General features: G+C 44.3%; 12 protein-coding genes. 10 read left to right on the forward strand and 2 right to left on the reverse strand.

What is annotated here, in order from left to right; translation table 11 throughout:
- Positions 1-322: 322 nt before the first annotated feature.
- The 4 genes from I1A42_RS10485 to I1A42_RS10500 all read left to right on the forward strand — a co-directional run bounded on the left by I1A42_RS10485 (position 323) and on the right by I1A42_RS10500 (position 3,065).
- Entirely contained in the window at positions 323-1,123 is an 801-nt protein-coding gene (locus I1A42_RS10485) for an AraC family transcriptional regulator (protein WP_196123450.1), read from the forward strand.
- 74 nt (positions 1,124-1,197) lie between these two features.
- A complete protein-coding gene (locus I1A42_RS10490; protein WP_196123451.1) occupies positions 1,198-1,773 on the forward strand; it encodes an NAD(P)H-dependent oxidoreductase in 576 nt (191 codons plus the stop codon).
- Between the two features lie 102 nt (positions 1,774-1,875).
- Positions 1,876-2,391: an RNA methyltransferase gene (locus I1A42_RS10495; protein WP_196123452.1), complete on the forward strand. Its 516-nt coding sequence runs from the start codon at positions 1,876-1,878 to the stop codon at positions 2,389-2,391.
- An 86-nt stretch (positions 2,392-2,477) separates the two neighbouring features.
- A complete protein-coding gene (locus tag I1A42_RS10500) occupies positions 2,478-3,065 on the forward strand; it encodes an AAA family ATPase (protein ID WP_161157994.1) in 588 nt (195 codons plus the stop codon).
- Positions 3,066-3,207: 142 nt separating this feature from the next.
- On the opposite strand, the gene I1A42_RS10505 is transcribed toward I1A42_RS10500, so the two are convergent.
- On the reverse strand, positions 3,208-4,275 hold the full coding sequence (locus I1A42_RS10505; protein WP_196123453.1) for a YncE family protein: 1,068 nt from the start codon (positions 4,273-4,275) through the stop codon (positions 3,208-3,210).
- Positions 4,276-4,432: 157 nt separating this feature from the next.
- Between I1A42_RS10505 and cueO the strand changes: the two genes are divergently transcribed.
- On the forward strand, positions 4,433-5,977 hold the full coding sequence (gene cueO, locus I1A42_RS10510) for a multicopper oxidase CueO (RefSeq protein WP_196123454.1): 1,545 nt from the start codon (positions 4,433-4,435) through the stop codon (positions 5,975-5,977).
- 13 nt (positions 5,978-5,990) lie between these two features.
- Here the strand turns inward: cueO and I1A42_RS10515 are convergent, their stop codons facing one another.
- Positions 5,991-6,878 (reverse strand): LysR family transcriptional regulator, encoded by an 888-nt coding sequence (locus I1A42_RS10515; protein ID WP_196123455.1) that lies wholly within the window; start codon positions 6,876-6,878, stop codon positions 5,991-5,993.
- 236 nt (positions 6,879-7,114) lie between these two features.
- Between I1A42_RS10515 and I1A42_RS10520 the strand changes: the two genes are divergently transcribed.
- The 5 genes from I1A42_RS10520 (at position 7,115) to mdcE (ending at position 12,244) form a co-directional block, all read left to right on the forward strand.
- The gene (locus I1A42_RS10520) at positions 7,115-7,414 is read left to right on the forward strand and encodes a hypothetical protein (protein WP_161157988.1); all 300 of its coding nucleotides are present in this window, start codon (positions 7,115-7,117) and stop codon (positions 7,412-7,414) included.
- 344 nt (positions 7,415-7,758) lie between these two features.
- Positions 7,759-9,414: a malonate decarboxylase subunit alpha gene (gene mdcA, locus I1A42_RS10525; protein WP_161157987.1), complete on the forward strand. Its 1,656-nt coding sequence runs from the start codon at positions 7,759-7,761 to the stop codon at positions 9,412-9,414.
- A 5-nt stretch (positions 9,415-9,419) separates the two neighbouring features.
- Positions 9,420-10,283 carry a triphosphoribosyl-dephospho-CoA synthase gene (locus I1A42_RS10530; protein ID WP_196123456.1) on the forward strand — a complete coding sequence of 288 codons (864 nt, stop codon included), beginning with the start codon at positions 9,420-9,422 and terminating at the stop codon, positions 10,281-10,283.
- A 16-nt stretch (positions 10,284-10,299) separates the two neighbouring features.
- Positions 10,300-11,454: a biotin-independent malonate decarboxylase subunit beta gene (locus I1A42_RS10535; protein ID WP_196123457.1), complete on the forward strand. Its 1,155-nt coding sequence runs from the start codon at positions 10,300-10,302 to the stop codon at positions 11,452-11,454.
- Entirely contained in the window at positions 11,447-12,244 is a 798-nt protein-coding gene (mdcE, locus tag I1A42_RS10540) for a biotin-independent malonate decarboxylase subunit gamma (RefSeq protein WP_196123458.1), read from the forward strand. The genes I1A42_RS10535 and mdcE overlap by 8 nt, the downstream gene beginning before the upstream one ends.
- The last annotated feature ends 32 nt before the right edge of the window (positions 12,245-12,276 follow it).

A 12,276-nucleotide genomic window follows, 5' to 3' on the forward strand; every position in this document is an offset into this window, starting at 1 on the left:
CATCTTTGGTTACAACATATTCGACTAATAAATAAAAAATAACATTAACCAAACAATTAATAACAAAATAAATAAGAAACAATATATTATATTGACATGTATGTTATAAATGCATTCTTACTAGTGATTAATTCCTAATAATTGTGCGTAAGGCAAAAATAAATATAATCCCTAGCTTAAATATGGCTATTAGCTATTGTTAGACGAATTTCAGATTGCTTGCGCATTAAATACTTTTTATCGCTACTGAGTAAAAATTTGGTGATAACATCTTATTAACTTAATATTAGGCTAAATTAAGCTCATCTTGATAGGATATGTGATGGATAAAATGCCGCGGTATTTCAGCCACAAAGAAAAGGTTCCAGAACCACTATCCGATGTGTATTCACATTTCTATTTTGCAACTAACGATTCTGAACAGCCGGTTATAAACACTTTTGTGCCTCATTTTAAGGTAATGCTGATATTCAGTTTAGGCACACCAATATCGATTCATTTACAAGGCCAACCACCACTGGTCATTGAACACTATTTCATGTTGGGCCCAGTTAAAAAAACGTTTGAATATTGTATGCCACCAAAATCGAGCATCACGGTTATCAATTTCAATCACGATGGTTTTCATCGGTTATTTGGAACAGGCAGTGTCGATACAGATTTATTAGCCGTTGATAACAACTGCTTTTTAACCATGTGGCAAACACTTCAAACCCTACCCACTCTAGCCGATAGCACCCAATATCTACTGTCGGTCGGAGAGAAATACCTTTCTCACCAGAACGCATTAAACCTTGAAATAAACCCGACTCAAAAAGCCACAGACGTCATTAAACAGTTAGCGCAGCAACAGGGAAAAAATAGGCGGACGTTACAGATGCAATACAAAAAACGCTTAGGGTTTTCCGCTCAAGAGTTTGACCGCTATCAACGCTTTGTTAAAACTATTGAACTCATACAGCAGCATACTAGCGCTAACAACATTCCGGATTGGGCGGATGTGGTGTTTGAATGTGGCTATTATGACCAAAGCCACTTAATTCGTGATTTTCAGCACTTTCTGTCGATGACCCCTTCACAATACTTAGCAATACAGCAACAAATCTGTTTGGCTCAAAAGTAATTTCGTTTTCGTCCAATTCACCCAGCTATCGTCCCTGTAAAGTGGCATCATTCAAAACGCTGAGGAATTAGACCATGAAACACTTAATTATTTACGCTCACCCAAGTCAGCAAAGTTTAAATCATTCTATTAAACAATCATTGGTAAATGAATTATCGGTAAACCATGAAGTTAAAGTGCGAGATTTATATCAATTGGAGTTTAATCCGGTTTTAAGCGAGCAAGATCTTCAAGGTCAACGTAATGGCCAAGTGGATCCGCTGATTCAAACAGAGCAGCAGTGGATTACGTGGGCTGAGTGCATTACGTTTATCTACCCTACTTGGTGGGCTGGCATGCCCGCGATATTAAAAGGCTATATTGATCGCGTTTTTAGTTATGGTTTTGCTTATCGATATGTTCAAGGTGAACAACAAGGACTGTTAACGAATAAACAGGTGGTCATTATCAACACTCAAGGTAAATCTATGGCGGAATATGAAGAGTCTGGCATGGCGCAAGCTATCTCAATGACGATTGACCGTGGGATCATGGAGTACTGTGGATTAACGTTAAGTGATCACATTTATCTTGATCGTGCAGATCGTGCTGACGCAGAGCAACTACTACATTGGAATCTGGAAATATCAGAGCGATTTGGACTTAAATAGGCTATCTCCCTATTAATTCATACCACTACATCTTTAGTAGCACTTGTCGCTCATCCTGCACAGTCATATACTCTTCGCTCAAAATTGAGATGAAGAAGAACAATGACCACAGAATCCACCGTCGTTATCGGCCTGTACAATCCTAAAAATCCTACCAATGTTGGCGCAGTGATGCGTGCTGCCGGGTGTTACGAAGCAAATCAAGTTCGTTACAACGGCACTCGTTACAATCGAGCAATGAAGTTTCAAACCGACACCAAGAAAGCTCGTCAGCATATTGAATTAGTAGAGATGGAAGATTTAACAGCTGGATTAGCTGACGATGTGGCAATTGTCTGTGTTGAGCTTGCTGTAGGAGCAACCGCTCTGCCTAACTTTATTCATCCCCAAAAAGCTGTCTACCTTTTTGGCCCAGAAGATGGCTCCTTACCACAAGATGTGGTCGATAAAGCGAGTCACGTGGTTTATGTTCCGACTGTAGGGTGTATGAATTTAGCCGCAACAGTGAATGTTTTACTCTACGACCGATTAGCAAAAACACCACGTGATATTGATGATCATCAGCAAGTTGTGGCCAGTCGAGATAATAAAAATCGGCTTAAAGTAAAAACGGCTTAATCATCCGTTTTCTTTTGTCGGTTCCGTTTTTACGTATCATCTTACGCTACTATTGTGGTAGAAAAAAATCACAATAAGGACTTACGATGAAACGACTGATTTTGGTTACCTCACCACCAGCAAGTGGCAAAACGTATATTTCAAAACAATTGGCAAAAGCACTTAAACACGTCGTGTATTTAGATAAAGATACCCTGATCGTGCTTTCACACCAGATTTTTAAGGTAGCCAACCAAGAGGTGAATCGCAGCTCTGATTTTTTTGAAGAGCACATCCGTAATTATGAATACGACGCTACCCTCGCCCTTGCGATGGAAGCACTTGAATATGACGATATTGTCCTGATCAATGCCCCATTTACCCGCGAAATTCGTGACCAGAAATATATGGATGAACTGGAAACGCAAGTTGCGGAGAAAGGGGCTCGCTTAACGGTTGTTTGGGTTGAAACAGCAGTTGATGTCGTTAAACAACGTATGATTGAGCGTAATTCTCCACGGGATACCTGGAAGCTACAAAACTGGGATGAGTATATTCGAGATGTTAATTTCTCCATTCCTGACTATCTTGACGACCCCAATATCGTTGATGACTTGCTGGTATTTAAAAACTCCAGTGATGCAGAGTACCAGCAATCCATGCAGGAAATATTAGCGGTTTTAGAAACGAAGTAATCGAGTAAAAACTGAGAGCAAACCATATATTCCTAAATAACCTCAAGATGCAGAATTTCGCGCGAAGACATTCTCGCTGAAACAACATCTTTAGATGACTCGGGTATAAGTTGCTCTCGGCTTAATGTTAAGTTGAGTCAGTTTACTCAGTTAATTGCGTTATCACATCGGCAGCGGTATTACTAATGCCTTTCGGCATTGATTTCTCATGACGACTCAATCCCTTGCTAGTCACATAAGCTTGATGATGGATTTTATCGACTGCTAGCGTATTCGGGTGCAATCCAGGATGGAGCGTTTTTTCTAGTGCATAAGTATCGGTATTAAATACCTGCACAGTGCCACTACTTCTATTGGCAACTAACAAACGATTCGCGGTCGGATCAACATTCACATCTACAGGAAATTTATCTGTTTTGATCAAAGCTAAACGTTTATCCGATTTCAGATCAAACACACCGATGGTGTTATCTTTACTGTTAGCCACATACAACTGTTCTAGTTGACGATTGATCGCGATTGCCAACGGATTTTGCCCCGCACCAATGGTTTTCACGATACGATCCGTTTGGGTATCAATCACTGCAATTTTGTTGTCGCTATGTACAGTGACGTAGAGCAACCCGGTATCATGATCTAATGCCATTCCGGTTGGCACAGCACCAACACCTCGTATCGTTTTTTCAAGCTTGAATGTTGTGGCGTTCACTTTCCAAACGACTCCTTGCTTTGCCGCTCCAGTCACATAAATAGCATTGTTTGCTTCATCGAAAAATACCGCATGCACCATTGGTGGCCACTGATCACGAGGCGTACCTTTCGGTGCGCGGTGGCTTAACGTCAAATTGGCTAACACCTTACCTGTAGTGAGGTCAATTTTGGTCACAGACCCATTAAAGGTATTACCAGTGAACAACAAGTTATTCTGCTGATCTATCGCTAACCCAAGCGGTTTATCTTGCATAGAAATCACTGATTCAGGCTTTAAAGACCGACCAGAAAACACATGTATTTCACCTTTATCACCACCTGCAGCCGCCACATAAACACTATTGTCTTGGGTGCCATAAACGGTTTGATACACATTTTTACCCGCAGCCACTGGCGATTGACCATCAACCAAAGGCGTAGCATTAGCCGTTACCGAGACAGCTAAAAGCCCCATAACAGCAAGAGAAATCAATGAGCGCGCAGGATTTGTTTTTAACATGATAATTGTCCATTCATAGATGAAATTACGCTACAACATAACACAACAACAAATACGAATCATTATCATTATATTAATTTGACGTTAATTTTCAGGCTTGACCCTCCCCTTAGGGAAAGGTTTATGTTTTTGTTTAATCACTAGATAGGATAAAAATATGGACCGCCGACACTTTCTCAAAGGTGCAGCTGTATTTGGAGCAATCAATGCACTGCCTTTCTCAATACGTTACGCTGTTGCCTCTTCCTCTCAGCGCATTGAAATGCCCGTTCCAGGCATCTTGGAACCCGATGCCCAAGGCATCATCAAACTGACTGTACAGCAAGGAATTTCTCACTGGGATCACACTCGTAAAGGGCACACCTACGGATACAATGGCGCATTACTTGGCCCCACTTTAAAAGTAAAACGTGGCCAAACCGCGACCATTAAAGTAACGAATAAACTACCGGTGGCAACCACCACTCACTGGCATGGTCTGTTAGTCCCAGGGGCAAGCGATGGCGGACCACAACAGACGATTCAACCCGGTGATACATGGCAAACTCAATTCACCGTAGATCAACCCGCCGCGACTTGTTGGTACCACCCGCATACTCACGTCGTCACAGGACAACAGGTCGCAATGGGGCTCGGCGGGCTGTTTATTGTAGACGAACCTTCATCCTCTGCTCTTGCTCTTCCCAATCAATGGGGATTGGATGATATTCCGGTCGTCCTACAAGATAAAAGCCTCTCGGATAGCGGCGAAGTCGATTATAACTTGGATTTGATGCACGCTGCGGTAGGTTGGTTTGGTAACACTATGCTAACTAATGGTGTCGTCAATCCCTATAAAAAAGTCGCCAAAGGCTGGATTCGTCTGCGACTGTTAAATGGGTGTAATGCCCGCGTACTCAATATCACGACCTCAGATCAGCGGCCTTTGTATGTTGTGGGGAGTGATGGTGGACTGCTCGCTGAACCTCATGCAGTGAAACATTTACCCATAATGATGGGTGAGCGTTTTGAGGTGTTAATTGATGCTCGTGATGGGAAACCTTTTGATCTAATGAGCTTACCAACCGACCAGATTGCTATGACACTGCCTCCCTTTGATAAGCCACTATCCATACTTTCCCTCTCCCCAGAATTAGCTCCAACTAAAGGAAAACTCGTCGAAAAATTAGTGGTAATACCGAGTATTCCGGAGCTGGATAACATTCCAACCAGAGGGTTTGCCCTCACCCACCACGGGAAAGTTCACATGGCAGGTATGCAAGCGCTTTACGCAAAATATGGTAAAAAAGCCATGGGGTCAATGAGTGGCCATGTGAGCCATATGTCTTCAATGATGGGCAATATGCCAACCCCTACTCATGAAGAAGTATTCACGAGCAATTCCATTAACGGCATCCCATTCCCTATGGGAAAACCGGCGTTTAATGTCAAACAAGGTCAATATGAAATTTGGGAAGTCGGTGGCATGATGTTGCACCCATTCCATGTTCATGGCACACAATTTAGAATTTTATCGGAAAATGGCCGCCCACCAGAACCACACCGCCAAGGTTGGAAAGATACCGTTTTGGTCAACAGTTCAAGCAGTAAGGTATTGGTGAAATTCGATCACATTGCCGATAAGCAACACGCTTATATGGCCCATTGCCACCTTCTTGAACATGAAGATACCGGTATGATGACGTCATTCACCGTGAGTTAAAACTAAGGGCATATCAGGAGCGAAATTTCTCCACCAAAAAATCAATAAATGCCCGAGAAGAACGCGCTAAATGTTTAGATGGTGGATAGAGAGCATATAAGCCCAGTGCTGGGATTTCATACTCACTGAGTACAGAAATCAAATCGCCGTTGGCAATATCATCTTGTGCAACAAACGAGGGCAACTTAGTTATCCCAAGCCCTTGTTTGGCAGCGAGCTGGCAGGCCGATGCATTGGAAAAGCGTAGCCTCCCTGCCACTGGCCAGTATTCCACTTTTCCCTCAGCATTACGAAAGGTCCAGTGATTAGGATCGCGAAAGTTTGAATCGATCACGAGCTGATGGTCATTAAGTTCATGCCAGTGGGTTGGTGTGCCGAACTCCGCCAAATAAGCAGGGCTTGCTACCGTCCAAACATGAATGTCACACAGTTTGCGTGCAATAAGGCTACTGTCGTTTAAGTGACCGATTCTAAGCGCGAGATCGTACCCTTCATCGACAATATTCACTGCCCTATCTTCATATTTAACATCTAACTGAATTCGTGGAAATTGCTTTGCAAACTCCATAAGAACCGGAGTTAATAATGTTTCGCCAAATGTGACCGGTACTGAGATGCGTACTCGTCCCGCGGGATCATGGGCGGCATTGCGAATGGAGTCATCTAACGCATCAAAGTCATCTAAAATCGCTTTAATGCCTTCATAATAACCTCGGCCTACATCCGTTGCGACTAATGAGCGGGTACTCCGTTTTAACAGTTGCACACCTAACACTTGCTCAAGGCGAGAAATCAGTTTTGATGCCTGACCACTACTGGTTCCCATACGCTCTGCGGCTTTGGTAAAGCTACCTAACTCCATTACGGCGACAAACATACGGTCGCAATCAATCCGTTCCATTTCTCTACCCATTTAGTTTAATAAAAGCACGAACTACGATAATGCCATACTTTGCTAACCCTTTCATAAATCTCATTGTTTTTCGTCAATACTCATCGACATCACGGTGACTTTGCAGCAAGTGATACCGCATTAGTTATTGATTAATATTTCGCCACACTTTTTACACTAACAAAGCTATCAATATCTTCTAAACTCAATAAAACCCAAACCTGTATCATCATGGAGGAACGCCAATGATAGCAGTCCAACGCGACTACACATTGCAAGATGCAAAGCATTTTCATGCTCATATAGAAGTCAAAGTGTGTGGAACCATAGAAGTTGATATTAGCGAAACAGACGACCACTTTACGGCTGATCTTGATCATGTGGAATTTAAGCAGATGGGAGATAAAACTAAGGTGATTGTTATCACTGAAGAAGATCACAAAAAATGGCAGCTTATATTAGACCGTCGAGATGCTGCTCAATTGCATAATGACGTAGACAATGCCGTCGAGGAGTTCGAAATTCTGATGAACGACTTGTCTTGACTCAATATTAAGCTGTGAGAGTCACTCTCACAGCATTTACTTTCCGTCAGTACCGCCCAAGATCACTGTTACCGCTTAAGACAGTGTTTTATATTAAAACTCCCCATAAGACTTGCAAAAAATTAGCAGGATAATCTAAAAAAGCTATTGGAGTGAAGCCGCATAAGGCATCACACATAATTTGCCCATCAAACATTATCACTTTTTGTATATAGAGCATTCATTCGTGCTGATTTTTCTTAATTTCCTTACTCGTATTATGGATTCACAGAGTTACTGAAGCAGAACAGAAAGTTCAATTTAATCAGTAACGTGTATTCATATCTCAAAGAGAAGGTATCTCAATGTCTACCAAACAATGGACAACTAAGAGAGCAGAAAAGCTAGCGCGTGTTGAAGCGGTAGCGTCTTTGGCTGATGGGAAAGTACTGCCAACCGAAAAAATGGTTGACGCACTGGAACTGCTGATTAAGCCGAACGACCGAGTTGTTCTCGAAGGCAATAACCAAAAACAAGCAGACTTCCTTGCTCGCGTTCTAGAGCAGGTAAATCCGGATAAAATTAACAACCTTCATATGATCATGCCAAGTGTGAGCTTGCCATCACATATGAATATTTTCGAAAAAGGCATCGCCAGTAAATTAGACTTTGCGTTCGCAGGCCCACAAAGTGTTCGCGTAGCACAGATGCTTGAAGATGGTATTTTAGAAATCGGCGCGATTCACACTTATATTGAGCTTTATGCTCGTCTCTACGCTGACTTAATTCCTAATGTCGCTTTAGTATGTGGCTACAAAGCGGACCGCAAAGGTAACCTCTACACTGGTGCCTCTACTGAAGATACTCCTGGGTTGGTTGAAGCGCCTGCGTTTAAAGATGGCTTAATCATTGCGCAAGTTAATGAAATCGTGGACAACACTGACGACTTAGACCGCGTGGATATTCCCGGTGACTGGGTCGATTTCATTGTTCAAGCAGACCAGCCTTTCTACATCGAGCCGTTATTTACTCGCGACCCTCGCTTGATTAAAGATACTCACATCTTAATGGCAATGATGGCCATTAAAGGCATCTACGCTAAACACGGTGTGCAAACCTTAAACCACGGTATCGGTTTCAACACTGCGGCGATTGAATTACTCCTACCCACTTACGGTGAACAACTTGGCCTGAAAGGCAAAATCTGTAAGCACTGGACACTGAATCCACACCCAACACTTATCCCTGCCATTGAATCTGGCTGGGTAGAAACCGTGCACTCCTTCGGTGGTGAATTGGGTATGGAAGAATACGCTCGAGCTCGCTCTGATGTGTTCTTTACTGGCCCGGATGGTTCAATGCGTTCAAACCGCACTATGTGTCAATTAGCAGGTCAATATGCTGCTGACATGTTCATCGGTTCAACACTACAAATGGACCCAGAGGGCAACTCGTCAACCGTTACTCATGGTCGTCTAGCTGGTTTTGGCGGCGCGCCAAATATGGGCCATGACCCACGTGGTCGTCGTCATGCGACTGACGCATGGCTCAACATGATCACCGATGAAGAGAAACAAAAAGACGTGGTAAAAGGTCGTAAACTCGTGGTTCAAGCGGTTGAGACTTTCCAAGACGGTTCAAAATCGACATTCGTTGATCGCCTTGACGCCGTTGATGTAGCCAAAAAAGCGGGCATGCCTGTTGCTCCAATTATGATCTATGGCGACGACGTTACCCACCTATTAACAGAAGAAGGCATCGCTTATCTCTACATGGCAAAAGACCTTGATGAGCGCAAAGAGATGATTGCAGCGGTTGCAGGTGTCTCTGAATTTGGCCAGCGTGTCACTGCCGAGCGAGTCAAAGAGCTACGTGCAGCCGGTAAAGTCGCGACGCCAGAAGATCTTGGCATCAAACGCAGTGATGCTAATCGTTCACTACTTGCAGCGAAAAGTGTTGCCGACTTAGTGAAATGGTCGGACGGCCTATACCAACCACCAGCAAAATACCGTAGCTGGTGATCACGATGCAAAGTAGTCAGAGAAGTATCCCATTAAACCCAGTGTGCGATCTCATTGGTGAGCTGGCAAAGCAAGCACTCATTGCTGAAGTCACGCTGACACCAAAGCCAGGATTGGTCGATGCCGGAAATACTGGCTCTCATACCGACCTGACATTAGACCTGATGGTGCGCTCTGCAATGTGTTTGGCTCCCTATTTTTCACAAATGGCGCAAGCCGCTAACCAACAACCAGTATCGGTTTGGTTACGTGAAAAAATTGGTGCATTAGGTCGTGAAGCCGAAGTGGCAATGATGACAGAAACCGGCGGTATCAACACTCACCGCGGCGCAATTTGGGCTTTGGGTCTACTCAGTACCTCAGCGCAAGTATCGTCATCTCATCCACTGACTGCTGAAGGTCTATGTGAGATTGCTGGCGACATTGCCCGTCTAGAGGATCGGCATGTGCCGAATACATTCAGTAAGGGCAAATGTGCCATCAATCACTATCAGGTGAATGGGGCGAAACAACAAGCTCAGTTAGGCTTTCCTGCCATTACTGATCATGCTCTGCCTACTTTGCGTCTCAGTCGTTTACTTGGCCATTCAGAAACAGAGGCGCGCCTTAATGCCTTGTTGGCGCTTACCGCCCATTTGACTGACACCTGTGTGTTGAGCCGGGCGGGATTAGAAGGACAACAGCTTCTACAAAGCCGCAGTAATGACATTTTGGCCCTAGGTGGTGTGAGCACTGATAAAGGCTTTGCCATGTTAGAGCAGCTAGACCAAGAGATGATGGCACTGAATGCCTCACCAGGCGGCGCCGCAGATTTACTGGCTGCCACTCTGTTTGTCGACTGGGTTGAACACTCAGAACTATCCAAATAATCGGGAGGTTCCACTCATGGAACAACTACATTTTTCCTATCAGGGACAACAATCTATTAGCAAGATGGTCCGTGTAGGTAACGTCGGTTCAGGTGATTTAGAGATTTTGCTTGAACCAACAGACAACACTCAAATTGATATCGACCTCATTACTTCAGTCGATAACCGTCAACCACTTTGGCAAGCGATTTTTGAGCGTCAATTTGATGCACAAACCGCAAGCATGAAAGTGACCATTAATGATTTTGGCGCCACGCCTGGGGTAATTGGTCTACGTCTTATCCAAGCACTAGAACAAATTACCACAGAAGCATCGCCCGTCGTTGCGACACCACTTGGCACTATTTCATTTATCGAAATGGGGGCACGTGAACGAGCTAAGTTCATCCTAGATAACGGCACATTCCGTGAAGTGATGGGTAACGAATATCACTCATTCTCCCCTTGGTTAGTACCACAAGGTGTGGTGCCACAAACCGATGACGGATGTGTGGTCGCAAAAGGCACGATCGATGGTAAATCCAGTGTGGTTATTGGTATCGATGGTACATTCCAAGGCGGTGCGATTGGTGAAATTTCCGGTGCCAAAATGGCCGCAGCTCTTGAATTGGCACTTGAAGATGCAAAAGCCGGTAATCCAACTCAAGTCGTTCTGCTATTTGAAACCGGTGGTGTTCGACTACAAGAAGCCAACCTTGGCCTTGCAGCGATTGCTGATATCCACGCAGGCATCATTGCCCTGCGCCAATACGTACCAGTGACATGTGTTATTGCCGGTACTGTGGGCTGTTTTGGTGGTATGTCGATCGCAGCAGGTCTATGCAGCAAATTAATCGTAACTAAAGAAGCGCGTTTAGGTCTTAACGGTCCTCAGGTTATTGAACAAGAAGCAGGCATCGAAGAATACGATTCTCGTAATCGTCCATTCATCTGGTCATTTACTGGTGGCGAGGCACGATTTTCCACTGAGTTTGCTGATGTATTTGCAGAAGATGACGCAGAGCAAATCCTCAGTGAAGTAACCCGTATTATCAACCAGCCGCTGCCTACTGTCGCTCGCTGTGAACAAGTTGAACACTTCCTTTCTGTGTTCGCTGAAATGAACAAAGAGGAACAAGCCACTCCAGAACTTGTTCGTCATTACTTTGCCAAAGGAGAATCCAATGAGTAATCGTGGTTTAACTTGGCTTAATGCCTTAACTGCAAACGGCACCGCTGCCGACGGTTTTATCCCATCAGTCAAAGTGGTTGATGACACGATTGGTAACCAAAAAGCACGTTTTATTGCTGTCGTTACTGACGAAAACAACGCATTTCCACGCGCACGTAAAGGCGAAGTGGGCCTGTTGGAAGGCTGGAATTTGGCGAAAGCCATCAGTGAAGTGATAGCTCAAGACAAAGACAGCGATACAAAAACGGCCATTATTGCCGTCATTGATGTTCCTTCGCAAGCTTACGGCCGCCGTGAAGAAGCTTACGGCATCCACCAAGCCCTAGCAGCTGCTGCGAACGCTTACGGAACAGCACGTAATGCAGGTCACCCTGTTGTTGGCCTTATTGTGGGTAAAGCAATGTCGGGTGGTTTCCTCGCCCATGGCTATCAAGCTAACCGTCTCATCGCACTTGATGATGAAGGCTGTATGGTACACGCAATGGGTAAAGCATCAGCTGCGCGTATCACGTTACGCTCGGTTGCAGAACTAGAAAAATTGGTAGCGACTATCCCGCCAATGGCTTACGACATTCAGAACTACAGCACTTTGGGCATGTTATGGAAATACACACCTGTAACTAACGCTGAAGCGCCAGCACCTCAAGATATCGATGTCATTTCTAGCATTCTAGCCGAAGCACTGGATGACATAGCCAAAGACACCAAACGTGATCTTTCTGGTCGCCTTAATAACGGCAATCGCAGTGCATCACTAGAAGTTCGCCAACAAATGGCGAAAGTCTGGTAGTCGTCTAAACCGCAGCATAGTTCATCGTACAC

Source organism: Vibrio nitrifigilis, assembly GCF_015686695.1.
GTDB classification, from domain to species: domain Bacteria; phylum Pseudomonadota; class Gammaproteobacteria; order Enterobacterales; family Vibrionaceae; genus Vibrio; species Vibrio nitrifigilis.